At 57.8% G+C, this 18,789-nt stretch carries 19 protein-coding genes; 10 read left to right on the forward strand and 9 right to left on the reverse strand.

Translation table 11 applies throughout. The features are described from left to right. Nucleotides 1–356: 356 nt before the first annotated feature. Nucleotides 357–677, reverse strand: a complete 321-nt coding sequence (locus NYP16_RS04260) for a hypothetical protein (protein WP_274942867.1) — start codon at nt 675–677, stop codon at nt 357–359. A gap of 357 nt (nt 678–1,034) precedes the next feature. On the opposite strand from NYP16_RS04260, the gene NYP16_RS04265 reads away from it, so the two are divergent. Next, complete coding sequence (locus tag NYP16_RS04265) at nt 1,035–2,063, forward strand: helix-turn-helix domain-containing protein (protein WP_274942868.1); 1,029 nt, start codon at nt 1,035–1,037, stop codon at nt 2,061–2,063. A gap of 49 nt (nt 2,064–2,112) precedes the next feature. Further along, nucleotides 2,113–2,772, forward strand: coding sequence for an RNA polymerase sigma factor (locus tag NYP16_RS04270; RefSeq protein WP_274942869.1), 660 nt, complete (start codon nt 2,113–2,115; stop codon nt 2,770–2,772). 68 nt (nt 2,773–2,840) lie between these two features. On the opposite strand, the gene NYP16_RS04275 is transcribed toward NYP16_RS04270, so the two are convergent. The 3 genes from NYP16_RS04275 to NYP16_RS04285 all read right to left on the reverse strand — a co-directional run bounded on the left by NYP16_RS04275 (nt 2,841) and on the right by NYP16_RS04285 (nt 5,036). After that, nucleotides 2,841–3,416 (reverse strand): DUF2589 domain-containing protein, encoded by a 576-nt coding sequence (locus tag NYP16_RS04275; protein ID WP_274942870.1) that lies wholly within the window; start codon nt 3,414–3,416, stop codon nt 2,841–2,843. Nucleotides 3,417–3,620: 204 nt separating this feature from the next. Then, entirely contained in the window at nt 3,621–4,274 is a 654-nt protein-coding gene (locus NYP16_RS04280; RefSeq protein WP_274942871.1) for a DUF2589 domain-containing protein, read from the reverse strand. A 180-nt stretch (nt 4,275–4,454) separates the two neighbouring features. After that, the gene (locus NYP16_RS04285; RefSeq protein WP_274942872.1) at nt 4,455–5,036 is read right to left on the reverse strand and encodes a pesticin C-terminus-like muramidase; all 582 of its coding nucleotides are present in this window, start codon (nt 5,034–5,036) and stop codon (nt 4,455–4,457) included. A 133-nt stretch (nt 5,037–5,169) separates the two neighbouring features. On the opposite strand from NYP16_RS04285, the gene NYP16_RS04290 reads away from it, so the two are divergent. Beyond that, nucleotides 5,170–8,253: a patatin-like phospholipase domain-containing protein gene (locus tag NYP16_RS04290; protein ID WP_274942873.1), complete on the forward strand. Its 3,084-nt coding sequence runs from the start codon at nt 5,170–5,172 to the stop codon at nt 8,251–8,253. Between the two features lie 10 nt (nt 8,254–8,263). Here the strand turns inward: NYP16_RS04290 and NYP16_RS04295 are convergent, their stop codons facing one another. Further along, nucleotides 8,264–8,689: an Lrp/AsnC family transcriptional regulator gene (locus tag NYP16_RS04295; protein ID WP_274942874.1), complete on the reverse strand. Its 426-nt coding sequence runs from the start codon at nt 8,687–8,689 to the stop codon at nt 8,264–8,266. A 145-nt stretch (nt 8,690–8,834) separates the two neighbouring features. Here NYP16_RS04295 and NYP16_RS04300 point away from each other — a divergent pair, with 145 nt between their 5' ends. The 6 genes from NYP16_RS04300 (at nt 8,835) to NYP16_RS04325 (ending at nt 16,010) form a co-directional block, all read left to right on the forward strand. Beyond that, nucleotides 8,835–9,959 carry a saccharopine dehydrogenase family protein gene (locus tag NYP16_RS04300; RefSeq protein ID WP_274942875.1) on the forward strand — a complete coding sequence of 375 codons (1,125 nt, stop codon included), beginning with the start codon at nt 8,835–8,837 and terminating at the stop codon, nt 9,957–9,959. Nucleotides 9,960–9,961: 2 nt separating this feature from the next. Further along, nucleotides 9,962–11,629, forward strand: coding sequence for a thiamine pyrophosphate-binding protein (locus NYP16_RS04305; protein WP_274942876.1), 1,668 nt, complete (start codon nt 9,962–9,964; stop codon nt 11,627–11,629). After that, the gene (gene amaB, locus NYP16_RS04310) at nt 11,629–13,155 is read left to right on the forward strand and encodes an L-piperidine-6-carboxylate dehydrogenase (RefSeq protein WP_429913139.1); all 1,527 of its coding nucleotides are present in this window, start codon (nt 11,629–11,631) and stop codon (nt 13,153–13,155) included. The genes NYP16_RS04305 and amaB overlap by 1 nt, the downstream gene beginning before the upstream one ends. Nucleotides 13,156–13,221: 66 nt before the next feature. Beyond that, on the forward strand, nt 13,222–13,566 hold the full coding sequence (locus NYP16_RS04315) for a hypothetical protein (protein WP_274942878.1): 345 nt from the start codon (nt 13,222–13,224) through the stop codon (nt 13,564–13,566). A gap of 96 nt (nt 13,567–13,662) precedes the next feature. Next, nucleotides 13,663–15,270, forward strand: coding sequence for a CHAD domain-containing protein (locus NYP16_RS14485; protein ID WP_274942879.1), 1,608 nt, complete (start codon nt 13,663–13,665; stop codon nt 15,268–15,270). Continuing rightward, nucleotides 15,267–16,010 carry a ParA family protein gene (locus NYP16_RS04325; protein WP_274942880.1) on the forward strand — a complete coding sequence of 248 codons (744 nt, stop codon included), beginning with the start codon at nt 15,267–15,269 and terminating at the stop codon, nt 16,008–16,010. Before NYP16_RS14485 ends, NYP16_RS04325 begins: the two co-directional genes overlap by 4 nt. Nucleotides 16,011–16,030: 20 nt before the next feature. Here the strand turns inward: NYP16_RS04325 and NYP16_RS04330 are convergent, their stop codons facing one another. Together NYP16_RS04330 and NYP16_RS04335 are read right to left on the reverse strand one after the other, a co-directional pair. Then, nucleotides 16,031–16,525, reverse strand: coding sequence for a CYTH domain-containing protein (locus tag NYP16_RS04330; protein ID WP_274942881.1), 495 nt, complete (start codon nt 16,523–16,525; stop codon nt 16,031–16,033). 34 nt (nt 16,526–16,559) lie between these two features. Next, nucleotides 16,560–16,787: a DUF4170 domain-containing protein gene (locus tag NYP16_RS04335; protein ID WP_274942882.1), complete on the reverse strand. Its 228-nt coding sequence runs from the start codon at nt 16,785–16,787 to the stop codon at nt 16,560–16,562. 136 nt (nt 16,788–16,923) lie between these two features. On the opposite strand from NYP16_RS04335, the gene NYP16_RS04340 reads away from it, so the two are divergent. Further along, entirely contained in the window at nt 16,924–17,466 is a 543-nt protein-coding gene (locus tag NYP16_RS04340) for a glycine cleavage system transcriptional repressor (protein ID WP_274942883.1), read from the forward strand. Between the two features lie 17 nt (nt 17,467–17,483). Here NYP16_RS04340 and NYP16_RS04345 read toward each other — a convergent pair whose 3' ends face one another. After that, nucleotides 17,484–18,233 carry an MlaC/ttg2D family ABC transporter substrate-binding protein gene (locus NYP16_RS04345; protein WP_274942884.1) on the reverse strand — a complete coding sequence of 250 codons (750 nt, stop codon included), beginning with the start codon at nt 18,231–18,233 and terminating at the stop codon, nt 17,484–17,486. Nucleotides 18,234–18,262: 29 nt separating this feature from the next. Further along, nucleotides 18,263–18,646 (reverse strand): c-type cytochrome, encoded by a 384-nt coding sequence (locus NYP16_RS04350; RefSeq protein WP_274942885.1) that lies wholly within the window; start codon nt 18,644–18,646, stop codon nt 18,263–18,265. Nucleotides 18,647–18,789 lie beyond the last annotated feature (143 nt).

Below are 18,789 nucleotides of genomic sequence, written 5' to 3' on the forward strand. Positions count from 1 at the left end.
GATGCAGGACGGACTTTCCTCGGCCTTTTGTCACAGGCATCTTAAGCTTGTCATTGCCGGGCTTGTCCCGGCAATCCACGCCGCGCCCGCATGGATACGCGGGTCAAGCCCGCGTATGACAGGTTTGGGATGACCGCAAAAGTCCAGCGGCTTACGCCTGATGCAGGAGGGATTTTCTCTGCCTCCTGTCACAGGCATCTTAAGCTTGTCATTGCCGGGCTTGACCCGGGAATCCATGGCGCGCCCGCATGGATACGCGGGTCAAGCCCGCGTATGACAGGTTTGGGATAATCGCAAAAGTCCAGCAGCCACGCCTGCTGTAGCACGCGATTTCTCTACCCCAGCGAGAATTGAGATCAGTCGCTTAACTTCCCAATCCGTCGTTCGCCGGGCAGGGCGGGGGTTAGCCAGGTGCGCAATGTGCCATAGGCTTTCTGGAAGGCGAGGTGGCCATTGGTTTTGCGCGTGGTGGCCGTGCGGATGACCACGTCAAGACGCTGCAGATTGCGTGTGGTTACGGTTTGGGCGCAGTAGGCCTCCGTTTCCGCGGTCATGTCGAGCACGGCCCCTTTGATCTCGGCGATTTCGCCGACTTTGATGATCCAGTCGAGGCCGTTGAATTGGGTGAGCCCTTCTTCCAGATGGCGGACGCGTTTTTCAAGTTCAGTGCGAAACATCGTTCTTCCCCTATACACTCTATGGTTGTGGTGACGGCTCTGTTTGCTGATTCGGTTGCAATTTCGATCCCGGACGCTGCAAACCGGCTTTCAGAGTGGCTGCGAAAAATTCAACTAAAAGGATGCATGAGCTTATTAAATACAACCTATGGTATTTGGTATGCACTTTTTACGTGTATGAATTTCTCTTATTGCAAATTTTGGCATAGTCGGATTTTAATTACAACCATAGAGGGTGGCGCCGCCAAATATACAACCATTTGGAGGTGTCATTTGAGCCCCTGCGGAAGATCCCGGCAACGCCTTTGCCGAGATTTCCGGCCCCGGCCATTTGTGCACATGTTTGGAGACAAGAGAATGGATGCAGTAAACCGCTCGGTGAAACCAAAGTTGAGCCTGTTGCGCCTGGCTGAAAAGCTCGGCAGCGTGACGAAAGCTTGTGAGAATCTCGGCTATTCACGAGATAGTTACTATCGTTTCAAATCTCTTTATGAGCGGGGAGGGGTCGATGCACTGCGGGATATTTCCCGCCGCAAGCCGGTGCTCAAGAACCGGGTGCCACTTGATGTTGAACGCAGCGTGGTGGATCTGACCTTCACGCATCCAACCTGGGGTCAGCAGCGGATTACCGAAGTGCTTGCGGAGTCTGGGGTGACGGTATCGTCAAGCGGGGTGCGGTCGATCTGGGTGCGGTCCGGTCTTGAAACCTTTGAAAAGCGCGTGATTGCCATTCTTGCGCGGGTGCAGCAGGACGGTTTTCCGTTGTCGCCCGAACAACAGGCGTCGGTTGAACGGGCCCGTGCGCTTGGCAAGCTCAAGCCGGGGCGATTTGTCGAGCTGCCGGGCAAGGTGTCCTATCAGGATCTGAGCCATATGGGCGAGCATCCAGTTCTGGGCCCGCTTCACCTTCTCAGCTTTGTGGACGCCTATAGCCATCATGCCTTTGCGACGGTGGCCTCAAGTGTTGCCAATCTGGATGCCAGCGGATTTCTCGAACGTCAGGTGCTGCCCTGGTATGCGGCCAAGGCCATTCATATTGAAAGCATCCGCACCGATCGCCGCATGCCGTTCATTGATGCTGGAAGGTCCGGTTACAAATCCTGGCTGCGTCAGAATTGCATCGAGCACAATTATCGCCTGACCCGGGCGCGGGCCATGCCGGATGCGGGGCTGGCCTTTGTTGCGCTGGTCGGGCGCGAACTATTCCAGCCTCTGTTCCGCAAGGACGACCAATGGAGCTTCGCGGATCTTGAGCTTGCTCTGGCCGACTGGCTCGACAGCTACAACCGCGAGCGTCCGCAGGCGGGGCCAAGCTGTTATGGCAAGACGCCAGAAAAAACATTGCTCGATGCGATGCGCTTCGTACCCGGCCGTTTCCGCCTCTGAGCGAGCGGGCAGGGTTATTTTTCCAAGATACAGGGCGAGTGAGGGCGATATGGGAAATACAGAAGATCTCGAATTTGACGATATGGTGCAGTCGGACGGGGATGAGGATCAGGACGAGATCAGGCCGTGGCGTCCCGCACTGTCCTTTGATAATCGCCGCACCGGTGGACCTGCGGACGCAAAGACACTGAGCGCGGCCTTCTGGACCGGGTGGCTCGAACATAAGGATTATCTTTGGCAGCTTGCCATGCGCTGGATGTCCGGCAATCGTGCGGATGCCGAGGATTTGTTGAGCCGGTCCTGCATCAAGGCTCATGATCGGTATTTGCGGGATGCGCACCGTATTCGCCGCCTGCGGTCATGGCTTGCGCGGCTGTTGCATAATGCCTGTATGGATGAGCATCGCCGGCGTCAGGTGCGGGTGCGGGTGGTGGACCAGTTCCATCCAGATCAGATCGAGTATCTTGCCCTTGGCGGCAGCCCAGTGGTCGAGCCTGAGGCCCGTCTTGATGCGGAGGAGGATATGACAGCGGCCATGACGGTGATCATGGATATGCCAGAGCGTCTGCGGACGCCGTTCGTGCTGCGCTTCATCTATCAATATTCGAACCAGGAAATTGCCCGTCATCTTGAATTGACGGAAGTGAATGTTCGCAAGCGCATTCAACTTGGCCGCACATTGGTGCGCGGCAGGCTGGAACTTGGGTGAGGCGTTGATATCATAAAACAGGCCGGGAAACCTCCCGGCCTTTTTTTATGTCCTGCTTCAGGAAACGGTCAAGGATGTGTGCGGGGCGGGGCCATCTGCAGATCAGGGCCGCCTTCGTCGTTCTCGGCTGGTTTGGAGCGCAGCGGTTCCATCATGTTGGTATAGGTATCAATGACGCGCATGACGGATTCGGGCGTTTCAATGGAGCGAAACTCAAGATCGATATGAACGTGATCGGATGGACGGCCTTTGGTGCTTTTATCCCGTGGTGACAGGGAGACTTTGAAATCCGCTCGTGACATTTCGTCATCCTCGCCGCCGCCGGAATCTTTCTTGAGCATATTCCTGACATTCTTGAGGACGGATTTTTTATCGGTTTGAGCACCTTCAAGACGCAACGACAGTTCGACCCGCATGCGGTCAAGGGCAAGGCCGCTCGGTGTGGCAAGGGAGACCAGAGGAACGAAGGTGTGATGATCTTCATCAAGCTGCACACGCACCATGCGGGCGTGCAATGTGCCGTCTTCATCCTTGTCGAAATATTGCGAAAGCACGCGGATAAATTGTTCCGCGACCATGGAGTTGGTTTCGGCTGCGGCATGCTGCAAACCGCGGGTGATTGACGTCAGATGTTGATTTTCCATTGCTGTTTCCTTCGTTTCGTCATGATTGCTCTCGTCGCCGGACGCTTTTGGGCGACCGAATAGTCCGCGCAAGATTCTGAACATGACATCGCCTTTCATTTATCTTAGGGATTTGCTTTATTCATATTGCAAACCATGAACGGCGCGAATGGTCGGGTGGTGGCCGACCCCCGCGCCGTCATGGCCTGGTTGATGTGATCAAGCCTACTCGCCAGCGAGCTCGGCCTGCTCTTCAGCGGGGCTCTGCAGTACGCTATCAGTCGGCAGTGCATCTGGGCTCTTGAGTTCTTTGTTGGCAGGGATAACCACGGGCTTGGTCGCTGCCGACGTCAGGAATTCGATGACGCGCATCAGGGCTTCCGACGGGGGTTGGCGTTTCATTTCAGCGTGGATCGAATATTTGGCCCGGGTATCCGACGACCGGGTCTGTTCCGACTTGTGGCTGACCTTGCCGCTCATCTTGAAACTTACCGGTCCCCAGCCTGCAGAAACTTCAACCGAAGCTTCAGCTCCTGTTTCAGACTTCATCATTTCCGAGGCGTTGACTTCAAGTTCGAAATCAACGGTTCCGAGTTCGACGCAAACGTTTGGATGTTCGATGACGGCCATCAATGGGACGCGCATCGATTTCTGCAAGACACCCTGATAGACGCCATCTTCGTCGACGATGGTTTCATCATAATCGAAGGCGATCTGTACGGCTTTGCCGTCCTTGATGCAGACGGCTTGAAGGAAGTCGGCGTAAGCTTTGCTGGCGCCAACTTGTGCGGCCACCATCGCGTTCAACGGCGCGCCGATCATTTTATCGATCGGCAGGGCGTTGATGACGGACCCGGTGAATGAGGGATCTAGTGCCATGAAGGACTCCTGATAATGTCATTTAAGCCATGAAATACTCTAGGGAGCAGGCGGAGTTGTCAGGTGCACCACCCAACAACCACGGGCACAGAACAACTCCGCCACCCCTAGAGCTGAACAACGGCGATTTTGTTCAGCATTAACCGGACGCGTGAAGCGCAAGAAGTGTGAATAGCTGCATCAGGCAACATCGAAATTCTTGTCCAATGCGGCTTTCAGATATCGCGCTTCGTCCTGACGCCGCTTCGAATAGGCATCGCCAAAATTCTCGAGTTCGTGGATAACGCCGGGCCAGTTTTTTTCCGTAGCGACGTGCCAGAATTTTGGCGTGCGGCGCTGAAGATTAGGACCATATTGATAGGCGAGGGAGGCGAGGACTGTGCGTACCGCCCGTGGCAGCGCATCGAAGGCACCCTGGTGGGTGGCGACATCAAAATTTCTTTGGAGGACGCCGAATATTTCCTCGGCCGCGGCTTTGTCGAGCGCATCGGCTTCTTCCGCTGTGACCGTGAGGGGTTTGCTTTTCAGTAGCGCTACGGCCTCATTGCCACACATGCCGCAGTAGCTGCGGAGTTTTTCGGTCAGGTCGGGCGTAAGGTTCCACTTGACGATTTCACTGTGATTGCGTTGCCCAAGGTCGACGCCGGTGGCAATCGTGACACCGCTTTTGCTGGTGCCGACGTTTGGGACATAGCCTGTGGTTAGACTTTTTCCTTCATGATTGGCGATGAAATCCCAATCGATCGTGCTCATTTTGGTCATGACAAATCTTCCTGTTGATGAGGATCGGTATTGTCATGACGTCAGACTTGATGGGCTGTGATTACGCTTGCTGCGTCACAGCGAGCTTGTGACCCGCGTCTTGCGGATGAATATCCGTAAGGAGCAGGATGCAATGTTTGAGATCTGGAAAGCCTATTTTAGCCGTATGTTCGAGACTGCCCCGACGAAACCGTCAGGTTATGAAGCGGTGCCGGTCGGTGATGAGACTTTGCCAAACGCTGTTTTCGCGGCAGAACTTCAATCTGTTCGGGCCCGTCGTCGGGAGTTCGGGTTGCAGGATCCTGTTGCCGGGCTCCCCTCGGCTAAGAAGGATCTGATGGGCGTTGCCATGTCGGGCGGCGGCATTCGATCGGCGACGTTCAATCTCGGGCTGCTTCAGGCGCTGTCGCGTTATGGGCTGTTCTCTCATGCCGATTATCTTTCGACCGTATCGGGTGGTGGATATCTCGGCAGCGCCATCAGCAGCCTCTGTGCGACCGCGCCAAAGCCGGAAGATGTTGCGATTGTCGTAAGCGGCGTGCCCCTATCCGGACGGCTGTCGGCAGGCGTGCAGACCGTGGATGGGTGCTGGCGGCTTAGCCGGAATGATCTCGATGGTCTCAGGCTGATGGTGCCGTCCGGGGGGGCGCTCGATATAAGATTGACCGCCCATGCGACGTTGGTCGAAGGGGCTCTGGATCAGGACCTGCGGGCGGATCTGTTGCGCGTGATCCTGCGTCCGGCGGGGGCCGTGCCGGATGGCTTTTCCTGCGTTGCCGATCGTCGGGACGATTGTCAGGGCCTGCATGTGACGCGCACAGGCGAAAGTTCTGGGGCGCTTGATCTGCCGCTCCATATCCATACCGAGGCGTTCCCGTTCAATCACCAGCCGGGAGTGAAGGAAGGCGACGCTTTCCATCATTTGCGCGATAGCTCCAATTATCTGGTGCCGCGTGAATTTCTGGCTGGCTTGCGGCTTCCGGCATTATTCCTGCGCGGGCTTATGATCAATCTTTTGATCATTCTGCCGCTGGTGGTAGTGGCCGCGCTGACGACGCTATGGGTGTCGAGCGGCTCGCTCAGGGAGGCTATGGATACCGATGAAGTGACCCTGACCCTCGACAGCAAGGTTGAGCCCTGGCTGAGCGAGGCGAAGCCGGGAAAATATGTCGTCGATCTTGCCGGGGTCATTGATGCCCGGGCGGTTGGCTATAGCGGCCCACGTCCGGATCGTGTCGCCGTTGTGCAGATTGCCCGTGGGCTTGATGTGGAAGGCAAAACTGCTCGTGATCCACATGGTGTTGTGGTGGCGGTAGCCGAACATCCGCGTCTGAATGTGACCGTCACCGATGGGGCGGAGCTTCCGGCGGAGATAACCCTGCGGCTGTGGCGGGAAAGCGGCGACAGCATAACGCCGGCGACCATGGATCCGATCAGCGCCCTTCTGGATCGCACTCTGCAATGGGTGCGTAGCGGGACGCTGGCATTTCTCGCGCTGCTGGCGCTCTATCCGCTGCTTGAATGGTTGTCGCGGCAGAGGGGCCGCCCAAGCTGGAGGACACGCGATATCGTGACGCGGTATGGCGCGGGTGGGGCGTTGATGGCTATTTTGCTGACGACGCTGATTTTGTCGCAGCCTCTGGCCATTTATTATTATCACGAGTTCAGTTCCATCAAACTGTTGTCGCTTGGCGACGCGGGCGAGGTCATGACCACCATCTGGACGGCCTTGACCGCGCTTGGTGTGTTGTTCTCCGGCTCGCTTGCTGAACGCTCGGCGGGTATTCGCGGGCGTATTGCTCTGCAGGTTCTGGGCGCCATGGGGCCGGTGGTGATCTGGCTGTTTTATCTCAATATCTGCCGCTGGGCTCTGGTGCCGGAAACGGCGCCCGATTGGTTGTTGTCGGCTGGCTTGGCGCTTGATGTGGCGCGGCATTCAACGCACGGCGGATTGCTTGGCGAGGCTGGCGCAGTCATGAACAGCATTGGCTATTGGCTTGGCGATGCGTTTCGCTGGGCCGATGACGGCAGTGAATGGCTGCCGCATTCTGAACGCATCACCATCGTTTATGGTCTGGTTGCGGTGTTGATCGCGGTCGTCACGCAGTTCTTTTATGATGTGAATGCCAGCTCATTTCACGGATTTTACCGCGACCGTCTGAGCAAGGCGTATCTTTTCAACATCTGGAGACCCTATGCCAACGGCAAGCCGCGTCAAAATGACCGGCAGAGCCTGTCCGGCCTTGATGACCGGCGGGCGCCCTATCATCTCGTCAACACGACCATGAATGTTCAACATTCGAAAACGGCCAACATGCGCGGGCGCAATGGCAGCAATGTCGTTATGAGCAAGGCTTATGTGGGCGGTCAGTTGACCGGATACCGTGAGACGCAGGAGATGGAGGAACTACACCCGGCGCTCGATCTCGGCACGGCCATGGCCATATCGGCGGCTGCAGCAGCCCCTAATATGGGTAGCCTTACCATCAAGGGGCTTACCTTTGCCTTGACGCTGTTGAATGTTCGGCTTGGCTATTGGTTGCCACATCCGAACGCCTATAGCGGCGCCTGGTACAGGAAGCCTTTTATCGGCCGCTTGTCGCGCTTGCTCATGCATCCGTTCCTGCGCGTGACGCCACGGCATTTGCTCAAGGAAATGGTGGGCGCGCTTTCGGAAGGCGGGCTGCATGTGAATCTGACCGATGGCGGACATCTGGAGAATATGGGGCTGACGGAATTGTTGCGCCGTCGCTGCCGGGTGGTCATCGTCTGTGATGCCGAAGCTGATCCTGATATGTGTTTCCAGGGTTTTGCCGATGCGGTGCGCATGGCCCGTATCGATCTTGGCGTGACAATCGAGATCGACATCGATCCCTTGCGGCTCGCCGGAACGTCATCGGTCAGCCAGTCCCATGCGGCGGTCGGACGCATCAATTATGGTGACGACGAATTTGGTTATCTGCTGTATTTCAAGTCAACGCTTACAGGCGACGAGAATGTCTATGTGGAAAAATATCTCGCCAAGGACGCAACCTTTCCGCATCAGACCACGGCGGATCAATTCTTCGATGAAGAACAATTCGAAGCCTATCGGTCCCTTGGCTATCACGTTGCAGAAAGCGTGTTGCGCCGTCATCTTGTGATGGACCCCTTCGCCCGTGATCTTGACGGGCTCGTGGACAATCTTCGCAAGCTTAAGGGTGTCGCTCTCGTTTGATTGTTAGGTCCTAGCGCTCGAACTTGGTTGAGAGCACGATGGAGGACATGGTTTTGTCAATGCCCTCCAGCCGGCCGATGGTATCGAGCATGGCGTCGATATCATCGGTTGTTTCCGCCCGGATTATGGCAATCAGATCATAGGCCCCGCTGATTGCATGCAGCGACCGCAGGCCCGCCATGGCCTTGAGCGCGCGGCCGACGCGGTCGGCGTGCTTGGGGTTGACGTTGATCATGACATGGGCGGTGATCTGGCGGCGGGCATGAGGTTCGCCAAGTCGCAAGGTATAGCCGCCAATGATCCCGCGGTCTTCCAGACGGCGGATGCGATCCTGAATGGTGGACCGTGACAGATGCAGCCGCCGCGCCAACGCCGCCGTCGGCATGCGGGCGTTTTCTTCCAATAGAGCAAGCAGTTGACGGTCGGTCTCATCCATCGGTCTCGTCCTTTCCGTCATTATGACGGATTATATGCACATTTCAACGGAAAAAACCCGGCAAAACACCAGATTGCACCCTTCATTCTGGCGGCAGTTGTTCCTAACTTCAGGATTAAGAGCAATTTATTTACGGGGATGATCCATGACACAAATTCTCTTGCTGGGCGCGGGCAAAATCGGCGCGATGATTGCAGAGTTGCTGTCGCTGTCGGGAGATTATGAGGTCACGGTTGGCGATCACGATCTCGTCGGATTAAACCGCATGAATGTGAATTCCGCGGTTCGGTTGCTGCAGCTTGATGTGACCGATAAGGCGGCACTGGCCGACGCCATGGCCGGCAAATATGCCGTCCTGAGCGCCTGTCCCTATCACCTGACGCCCTATATCGCGCGGGCGGCCAAGGCAGCCGGGGTGCATTATTTCGATCTCACGGAAGATGTGGAAAGCACGCGGCTGGTGAAGGAGCTGGCGAAAGATTCGGCGACGGCCTTTGTGCCGCAATGCGGGCTGGCGCCGGGCTTTATTTCGATCGTTGCCTATGATCTCGCGAAGAAATTTGAAAAGCTTCACAATGTGCATATGCGTGTCGGCGCGTTGCCGAAATATCCGTCGAACGCGCTGATGTATAATCTCACCTGGTCGACCGACGGCCTGATCAACGAATATTGCAATCCTTGCGAAGCGGTGGTGGACGGCGTGTTGCGTGAAGTGCCGCCGCTTGAGGAAAAAGAGCATTTCTCGCTCGATGGTGTCGATTACGAAGCGTTCAATACGTCCGGCGGGCTCGGCACGCTCTGTGAGACGCTGGAAGGCAAGGTCAATAATCTGAATTATCGCACGGTGCGTTATCCTGGCCATTGCGACATCATGCGCATGTTGATCCGAGATCTGCGGCTCGGGGAACGGCGCGGCGTGTTGAAGGACATGTTCGAATATGCCTTGCCGGTCACCTATCAGGATGTGGTGCTGATTTTCGTCACCGTCAGCGGCTATCGTCAGGGCCGTTTCCTGCAGGAAACCTATGCGCATAAGGTTTATGCCAAAGATCTTTATGGCCAGATCTGGAGCGCCATCCAAATCACCACCGCGTCGGGCATCTGCACCATGCTTGATTTGCTGCGTCTTGGAAAGCTGCCGCAGAAGGGTTTCGTGCGTCAGGAAGATTGCGATTTCCGCGATTTCATTGCCAACCGCTTTGGCGCAAATTACGCTCGCCCTGAGGATGCGATGGTCGTGACAGGCCAGAAGCAGGAGAAGGTGGCCTGACGATGGACAACCGGCGTAGCGGTGGGCAAATTCTGGTCTCGGCAATTCTGGATCAGGATGTTGCTACAGTTTTTTGTGTGCCAGGAGAAAGCTATCTCCCCGTACTTGACGCACTTTATGATGTGCAGGACCGCATACGCGTGATCACCTGCCGTCAGGAAGGCGGTGCGGCGGTGATGGCCGAGGCGCACGGCAAACTGACGGGGCGTCCCGGCGTCTGTTTCGTCACCCGTGGGCCGGGGGCAACCAACGCTGCCATCGGCGTCCATACGGCGCGGCAGGATTCGACGCCCATGGTGCTGTTCATCGGCCAGGTGGCGCGCGGCGATCGCGACCGCGAAGCGTTTCAGGAAGTCGATTACCGTGCCATGTTCGGCCCGCTCGCCAAATGGGTGGCCGAGATCGATGACGCCCGCCGCATTCCGGAATATGTGAGCCGCGCCTGGGGGCTCGCCATGTCCGGCCGCCCCGGTCCAGTGGTTCTGGTGCTGCCGGAAGATATGCTGACCGATCGCGTCACGGTCCAATCCGTACCACGGGTGGGGCGCTTGGCGGGAGCTCCTGCGGCCGGGGATATGATGGCCTTGCGTCGCCATCTCACGCAGGCTCAACGTCCGCTGATGATTTTGGGCGGTTCGGGTTGGAGCGATGGCGCCTGCCATGATATCCGCAACTTTGCCGAACAGAACGGGCTGCCTGTGGCGGCGTCCTTCCGGCGTCAGGATCTGTTTGATAACGATCACGCGCAATATGTGGGAGATATCGGCCTCGGCATCAATCCGGCGCTTGCCGAGCGTGTGGCGGCTGCGGATCTGTTGCTGGTGATCGGCGCGCGGATGAGCGAGAACATGACACAGGGCTATAGCCTGCCGGTGCCGCCGCTGCCCACACAAAAACTGATTCATGTGCATCCGGCGGTGGAGGAACTCGGCAAGGTTTATGTGCCGACGCTTGCCATACATGCCTGTCTCGCGGAGTTCGCGGCAGAAGCCGCAGCCCTTGAACCCCTGGCGCAGGTGCCGTTCACGAAATGGACCGCAGACGCCCGCAGGGATTTTGAAAGCTGGACCCAACCCGGCCCGGCTCAGGGCGACGTCAATATGGGCGAGATCATGCAGCATCTGCGCGACCTGCTGCCGGACGACGCCATCATCTGCAATGGCGCGGGCAATTATACGATTTGGCTGCATCGCTTTTATCGCTATCGGCGGCGGCATACGCAACTTGCGCCGACCAGCGGGGCCATGGGCTATGGGGTGCCGTCGGCCGTCGGTGCCAAGGCCACCTATCCGGATCGTGTGGTGGTGAGCTTTTCCGGCGACGGCTGCTTCATGATGAACGGGCAGGAGCTTGCGACAGCGGTCCAATACGGGCTGAATGTGATCTTCATCATCGTCAACAACGGCATGTATGGCACCATCCGCATGCATCAGGAACGCACGTTCCCCGAGCGGGTGATGGCGACCGATCTTGTCAATCCGGATTTCGTGGCGCTTGCGAAGGCTTATGGGGCGGAGGGGTTGCTGGTTGAAAAGACCGCTGATTTCGCCGCAGCCTTTGCCCATGCCCGTGCGGTCGGGAAACCGTCGGTGATTGAAATCCGCCTCGACCCCGAAGACATCACACCCCGTCACTCGCTGAGCGCCTTGCGCGCTGCCGCCATCCAGTAATCACTCCAGTGTTGAGGGATCAGATCATGACTCGTGAGCAAATATTAAAAAGCCTTTATTTGACCGATGCGGATCTGCAAGGCGGAACCCTGCGCGTGTGCTCTCCCATTGATGGGGCCGTGCTCGCCAATCTGGTCGAGGACACGGAAAGCACTGTAGCCAAAAAGGTTGATATCGCCGAGCAGGCATTCCGCGAGTGGCAGCTGGTGCCCGCCCCGAAGCGGGGTGAACTTGTACGTCTCCTTGGCGAGGAACTGCGTAATCACAAGGACGCCCTAGGCGCGCTGGTGTCTCTTGAAATGGGCAAGATCCTGCAAGAGGGCCTCGGCGAAGTGCAGGAGATGATCGACATCTGCGACTTCGCGGTCGGGTTGTCGCGGCAGCTTTACGGTCTCACCATTGCCTCCGAGCGGCCGGGCCATCGCATGAGCGAAAGCTGGCATCCGCTTGGGGTGGTCGGCGTCATCAGCGCCTTTAATTTCCCGGTTGCAGTGTGGGCCTGGAATTCGGCTTTGGCGTTCGTATGCGGCAACAGCGTGATCTGGAAGCCGTCGGAGAAAACCCCGGTTACGGCGCTGGCCACGCAAAAGCTGTTGGAGCGTGCCATTGTCCGTTTCGGTGATGCGCCCGAGGGACTGTCGCAAATCATCATCGGTGGCCGCGAGGTTGGCGAGGCGCTGGTGGACAATCCGCGTGTGCCGCTCATCTCTGCCACCGGTTCGACAGCCATGGGGCGTGCCGTGGCCCCGCGCGTGGCGGCCCGTTTCGGACGCAGCATTCTTGAGCTTGGCGGCAACAATGCCATTATTGTAGCGCCGTCCGCTGATCTCGAAATGGCGTTGCGGGCCATTTTGTTCGGGGCTGTGGGCACCTGCGGGCAGCGCTGCACCACGACGCGCCGGCTGTTCGTTCATGAATCGGTCTATGAGCGGTTGATTCCGGCGCTCAAGGCCGCCTATGGCAAGGTGCGGATCGGCAACCCGCTCGAGTCGGAGACGCTGGTTGGGCCGCTGATTGATAAGGCGGCGTTTGATGGCATGGAACGCGCGCTTAAACGGGCGCGGGCAGAGGGCGGGGTGATCACCGGCGGTGGCCGTGTCGCGCAGCCAGGCGATGACGCCTTTTATGTCACCCCGGCTATCGTCGAACTGAAGGCTCTGGACGCCAATGTGTTGGAGGAAACCTTCGCTCCTATTCTCTATGTGATGACTTACCGCGATTTTGAGGATGCGCTCCTGCGCCACAACGCGGTGCCGCAGGGGCTGTCTTCGGCCATTTTCACCAATGATTTGCGCGAGGCCGAAGGCTTTACGGCGGCGGCTGGCTCCGACTGCGGCATTGCCAATGTGAATATCGGCACCTCCGGGGCTGAAATCGGCGGTGCCTTTGGCGGTGAAAAGGAAACCGGCGGAGGCCGTGAATCCGGGTCGGATGCCTGGCGAGGTTATATGCGCCGTCAGACCTCGACGGTGAATTACTCGAAAAACCTGCCGCTGGCTCAGGGTATTAAATTCGACGCCAGCTGACCCGTTCACGTCCGCGCCCGTGGCTCGTCTTGTCATAAGGGCGATTTAGCCGGGAGGACGCGGACCATGACAGGTCAAATCACCACGGGGTTGGCGGATTACGTGGAGCCTTTACTCACTGCGGTAAAGGGCTGGGGTTTCACGCCTGACTTCAGGTCGCCGCAGAGCCTTGCCGAACTTGCGCGGCAGGCGCCGGACGCGGCCCGGTTCCTTCGATACCGGCCGGGTTCTGAAGTCAGGGGTGTGCTGCGCGCGCTTGGTGAGGCTGAGGCCTGCATGCTTTACGACCGCTTGGATGCCCGGGCGGCAGGCTTGGCTGAGCCGCCTGAATTATCCAGCCGTATATATATGCGCAGTCTCAAAATGCGTTTGGAACGGCTCAATAGCGGGCCGGTCGCGCTCGAACATTGATTTTCCCTCCTTAATCCGCGACTATGAAGGTTAGATATGGCCTCGCTAGCTTGCAAAGGCAGGCGCGGCTGTTGTGTTGTGACCATGGAGCCATGGGTGACACATTATTGCGCGATGGACGGAGTGACGCTGCCGGTCCTGGTCGCTTCAATTTTGAACGCAATCCCCGGAAGTGCCTTGCCGCCAGGCGCGCGCAAGCCGGTATCTTTTGACCGTTGTTATCTCGACACCACGGATGGGCTTCTGATCCGGGCCGGTCTGGTGTTGCTATACGAGCAGACGGGCCGCACGCAAGACGGTAAAGGGCAATTGCGGCTTGAACAGCTCGTTGATCATAGGCTGATCGCGACATATCAGGCTTTGCAGTGCCCGCGATTTGCGGCCGACCTGCCGGCTGGGCCGTTTGCCGATCGCATAGCTCAATTGATCGGGCATCGTGCGCTTTTGATCCACGCGCGCCATACGGGCCGTAAAGTCGAGATCCGGATCCTTGACGAGGACCAGAAAACCGTGGTCAAGCTCCGCATGCTGGAAGGCAAGCTTGGCGGCCGTCCCTACAGTCGGCGGCGACCCTTCGGCCTCAGACTCGAACTTGAGCCGGTGCGTGGGTATGGCAAGGCCCGGGGCTTGACCGCGGATGGTCTGGCCAAGCTGCCACAGCTTGTCTCTTTCGAGACCAGTCTCCATGAGGCGGTGTTTCTGGCGCTTGGCATGCGGCCGGGTGGCGGCGGGCCGCGTAGTGCCTTGCAGTTTTCGCCCGATCTCCCGGCCATGACCGCCAATCGTCAGATTTTGTCCCGGCTTTTGATGGTGATGGAGGTCAATGAACAGGGGATCCTGAAGGACATTGATACCGAATTTCTGCATGACTACCGGATCGCCTTGCGTCGAACCCGGGCGCTCGTCGCGGTCATGAAGCCGAGCCTGCCTCAGGATTTTGCGACCCTGAAAAAGGAGCTTGGCTGGCTTGGCCAGATCACTGGCCTGGCCCGGGATCTCGATGTCTATCTTCTTGAATTTTCCAGCTTATCTTCAGCCGTGCCGGAGAAGGACCGGGTGGGGCTTGCGCCTTTGCATAAGTTGTTGCTTAAAAAGCGTATGGTGGCTTACCGCGCTCTTGGGCGGGCGCTCACGTCCGAGCGTTACCGTCGTATCAAACAGCGGTGGCGTGGGGTTTTGCGTAGTTTCCAGGCGGACGATGAGACGTCACCTCCGATCTGGCGGGAGGCCGGGCGCCGCATCCGGCGTCTTTATGGAGAGGCGCTGCACGAGGGCACGGCTATTTCTGCGCAAAGTCCACCGGAACAGTTGCATGAGTTGCGCAAGACATGCAAAAAATTGCGCTATCTGATCGAATTTTTTGGGCCCCTCTATTCCGAAACACGGCTGCGAAATGGCGTCAGGGCATTGAAAAAACTACAGAATAATCTAGGGCTCTATCAGGATGCCCAGATTCAGCGGGCGTTGCTCATGTCACTTTTGGGCGAGCTTGAGGTGACGGGTACGGTAGCGCTCGACACGCGGCGGGCCATGGAGCATCTTGCAGCACAGCGCGCGACGATGCAGGATCAGGCGCGACGGCAATTTGACGAGATATTCTTAGCCTTTGCCTCGGACGAGGCGGAGGGCGGGTATCGGAAATTATTTAAGGCGGCCAGCAGCGGCCGGGATCATGGTTTTTCGCCTGAAGGGAGAAAAGAATGAAGATTTTGGCGGTGTACGCAATCAAAGGTGGTGTGGGCAAGACGGCAGCGGCGGTCAATCTCGCCTATGAAGCCGCGCAGAGCGGGGCTCGCGTGGCGCTTTGGGATCTTGATCCGCAGGGAGCTTCGACCTTTTATTTTCGGGTTAAGGCCAAGGTTCGCGGTGGCGGGGCAAAGCTCGTCTATGGCGAAAGCGATCTCCTCGATCACGTCAAGGCGACCGATTATGAGAATCTCGACATCATCCCGTCGGATTTCTCCTATCGCAATCTCGACATCAATCTTGATGAGATGCAGCGTCCAACCTATCAGTTGAAGCGTATCCTGAAGTCGCTCGAAGACGAGTATGACTATGTCATCCTCGATTGCCCGCCCGGCATCACGCTGTTGTCGGAAAATGTCATGCGGGCGGCGGATGCGCTTCTGGTGCCGGTCATTCCGACCACCTTGTCGGTGCTGACCCTTGAACAACTGCAGGATTTCAAGGACCGCAGTCGCCTGCCGAAGCTTAAGATCTTGCCGTTCCTGTCGATGGTCGATCGCCGCCGCGCTATGCAGCGCGATGTCTCCGCTGGGTTCTATCGCAAGAACAAGGGGGCCTTGAAGGCCATGGTTCCGTCTTGCACGTCGGTCGAACGTATGGGTCTTGAACGGGCGCCGGTCCAGACCTTCGCGGGTAACAGCGAGGGCGCCAAGGCATTCAACCAGTTGTGGAAACAGGTCGCGAAAAAGGTCGGTTGATCGGCTAGGCCCGGTTCACATTACACGCGCTTGAGGAGGGTCGCATAGTCGACCCCCCACCCGGCGAACGGGCGATGGGTGAGGTAAGCATTGAAAAACCGCGGGTCATCGCTGACCTCGGGCCCAATCCAGTAGGGCAGGTCAACCCGTTCATCGCGGCTTTGCAGCTCGACCTCGGCTATTTGCAGGCCCTTGTTCGCGCCTTCGAAGATATCAATTTCCCAGATATGACCGGCAAAAGGGACGCAATAGCGGATCTTTTCGATGGGTGGCCGCAGGATCAGCGTTGACAGCATGGTTTCGGCCTCGCCAACGGGGATTTGATATTCGAATTCATGGCGGACGCCCGGTGATTTGGTCGCCTTGATGGTGAGGTAGGCCTTGGTCCCCTTCAATCTGACGCGGACCGTCGGTTCCCCAAGCGACAGATAACCCTGACGGATCGGCGTTCCGGCGTCAGCCAGATCTTTCCAGGCATCGCTGGCAATCATGAATTTGCGTTCAATTTCGAGCATAACCCACTCTGTCTTCCGTGAATGACCGAGGAGGTCAGCCTGTCATGGCGTCCGGTTGCAGCAGGCGATGCAGATGGACGACCACATATTTCATATGGGCATCATCGACCGTGCGCTGGGCCGCACTGCGCCAGGCGTCTTCAGCGGTCTTGTAGTTCGGGAAAACGCCCACAAAGTCGAGGGCGTTCAGGTCTTCGAATTCGAGGGTGCGGGGATCAGTCACGCGCCCGCCAAAGACCAGATGAAGGAGTTGTTCGGCCATGGATGCACCTGTCAGTGAATAGGGGGGAAGGTCCAATGTCTTGTTATACCATGAAATACACAGCCTGTGTGCGCTATGCATAGCTCCGAGGCGCTAGACGTATTATCTTAAGGGAAGGCCCTGACGGAGAAAATATATGAGCAAGTCCGAACAAGTGCTGATTTCCATCGTCAGTCCCGACAAGCTCGGTCTGATCGCGGAGGTGACGGGCGAGTTATATGGCCTTGGCGTCAATCTCGGGGATGTGTCTTTTGCCGTGCTTGGCGCGGGTTGTGAATTTTCCGCCATGGCCGAACTTCCCACGGGGGTTGGCCTTGCGGAGATCGAGGCGGCGCTGCGCCGTCTGCCGACGCTTCAGAATGTGGACTTGCGGGTGACGCCGCTGCCGTTCAGTGCCGAGCATCGGGACACAGCGGAGATCACCCATTTCATCGAAGTGGTGGGCGGCGACCGTCCCGGCCTGATCGCTTTGCTGTCGCAAGTGTTCGGGGAATTCGAAGCCAATATCGTGCGCCTTAACTCCCGTCGCAATCTGGAAGTGGAGGCGGGACAGCGGGGCAAGTATCTGACGGTCTTCGCTGTCTCCATGCCGCCCGGCAGGGCGGAGGCTTGTCTATCCGCCGTGCATAATATGGCTGGTCAGCTCAATCTCACCTGCAGCTATCGCACAGCTGGGTGATGGGGCTGAGCTGACGCTCAGGCCCCGTTTTTGGCGGATACTGGTGCGGCCGGAGCGCGGCCTGCATTGGTATCCTTCATATAGGTCAAAAGCTTGGCCAGGCCGTCGTTGATGTTCTTGGATGAGCCAAGGATCGCCGCGAATTCATCACGTTGGGTGATGGTCAGGCTGACGCCCTCCGCCTTGAGGTCGATGACTTTTATAACGCCATCTTTGTCATTGCGGACACGCCAGTCAGCCAGCACCGGCTCCAATTTGGGGCGGTTGACGCGGGTGTTGACGTAAAGGTCGGTATTGCCGATGGGCTTCGAGCCGATCACGTCAATTTTCGAATTGTCGAATTTGCTGATCAGGATGTCATAGAGCTTGTTGAAGATGAAATCCGGAAACAGGCTGCGATATTCGGTGATCTGGGCCGCTTGCTGATCGCGGGCCTCAGCTGGCAGGGACGGGTCGACCCGGCCGTAACGGCCAAGCGCCAGCGTGGCGATGTAGTCCATGGCCACATGTTCGTTGAAGATAGCCTTGAGCTTGGCTTTCCGGACGTCGGGCGTGACGCTCTTGTCCTGGATAAGGTTGAGCGAATCATCGGCCATCTTGCGGATAAAGGCCTGCGCATCGGTGGCCTGCGGGGCGGTGGCAGCGCTGCCGGTCTGAGCCGTCGCAGGTATCACAAACGCGGTGGCCAGAAGACCGGCCATCATCAGGGCAAGCGCAGACTGGCGCTTGCCCGAGGGGATTAACCCGCTAGGTGCAAAAATGAACATAGGTTCGGCATCCTTAAAGGGGGAACTGCTTACTTCGTCGCCTCTTTGAGATAGGCGATGACATTGGCGCGTTCGTCAGGCTTTTTGACGCCGACGAAGATCATTTTGTTCTTGGGGACGAAGCCCTTGGGATCAGCCAGATATTTGTCGAGGGTGTCCTCGCTCCAAACGACGCCCGACTGCTTCATGGCATCCGAATATTTGCCGACATAGGCCGCCTGCGTGCCAGCCTTGCGGCCGAACAGATCATGGAGGTTCGGGCCCTGCTTGATGGCGCCGCCCTTTTCAACGGTGTGACAGGTGGCGCAACGTTTAAAGATCATGGCGCCTTTGGTGGCGTCACCTTCTGCCATTGCCTGCGATCCAAGCGTGGCGATCAGAGCCGCCGTGGCCAAGCCCATAAAAGTCTTCATGATGACTGCTCCTTATCCAGCATGAGGCCCGTATTCGGGGGGAAATCGATCGTCTTCTACTGTCGTGGGACGAGACGTTTTCTATGTCTAGTTCCTAGACCTCGTATCCCCTAGGGTCAAGCGTCAACCGTCTGAAGGTGGGG

The organism is Govania unica (assembly GCF_027920805.1).
In the GTDB taxonomy this organism is placed as follows: Bacteria; Pseudomonadota; Alphaproteobacteria; order Sphingomonadales; family Govanellaceae; genus Govanella; species Govanella unica.

Coding starts and splice junctions, on each gene's coding strand:
- NYP16_RS04260 (WP_274942867.1), bottom strand. CDS start 677: ATGTTTCGCACTGAACTTGAAAAACGCGTCCGCCATCTGGAAGAAGGG.
- NYP16_RS04265 (WP_274942868.1), top strand. CDS start 1,035: ATGGATGCAGTAAACCGCTCGGTGAAACCAAAGTTGAGCCTGTTGCGC.
- NYP16_RS04270 (WP_274942869.1), top strand. CDS start 2,113: ATGGGAAATACAGAAGATCTCGAATTTGACGATATGGTGCAGTCGGAC.
- NYP16_RS04275 (WP_274942870.1), bottom strand. CDS start 3,416: ATGGAAAATCAACATCTGACGTCAATCACCCGCGGTTTGCAGCATGCC.
- NYP16_RS04280 (WP_274942871.1), bottom strand. CDS start 4,274: ATGGCACTAGATCCCTCATTCACCGGGTCCGTCATCAACGCCCTGCCG.
- NYP16_RS04285 (WP_274942872.1), bottom strand. CDS start 5,036: ATGACCAAAATGAGCACGATCGATTGGGATTTCATCGCCAATCATGAA.
- NYP16_RS04290 (WP_274942873.1), top strand. CDS start 5,170: ATGTTTGAGATCTGGAAAGCCTATTTTAGCCGTATGTTCGAGACTGCC.
- NYP16_RS04295 (WP_274942874.1), bottom strand. CDS start 8,689: ATGGATGAGACCGACCGTCAACTGCTTGCTCTATTGGAAGAAAACGCC.
- NYP16_RS04300 (WP_274942875.1), top strand. CDS start 8,835: ATGACACAAATTCTCTTGCTGGGCGCGGGCAAAATCGGCGCGATGATT.
- NYP16_RS04305 (WP_274942876.1), top strand. CDS start 9,962: ATGGACAACCGGCGTAGCGGTGGGCAAATTCTGGTCTCGGCAATTCTG.
- NYP16_RS04315 (WP_274942878.1), top strand. CDS start 13,222: ATGACAGGTCAAATCACCACGGGGTTGGCGGATTACGTGGAGCCTTTA.
- NYP16_RS04325 (WP_274942880.1), top strand. CDS start 15,267: ATGAAGATTTTGGCGGTGTACGCAATCAAAGGTGGTGTGGGCAAGACG.
- NYP16_RS04330 (WP_274942881.1), bottom strand. CDS start 16,525: ATGCTCGAAATTGAACGCAAATTCATGATTGCCAGCGATGCCTGGAAA.
- NYP16_RS04335 (WP_274942882.1), bottom strand. CDS start 16,787: ATGGCCGAACAACTCCTTCATCTGGTCTTTGGCGGGCGCGTGACTGAT.
- NYP16_RS04340 (WP_274942883.1), top strand. CDS start 16,924: ATGAGCAAGTCCGAACAAGTGCTGATTTCCATCGTCAGTCCCGACAAG.
- NYP16_RS04345 (WP_274942884.1), bottom strand. CDS start 18,233: ATGTTCATTTTTGCACCTAGCGGGTTAATCCCCTCGGGCAAGCGCCAG.
- NYP16_RS04350 (WP_274942885.1), bottom strand. CDS start 18,646: ATGAAGACTTTTATGGGCTTGGCCACGGCGGCTCTGATCGCCACGCTT.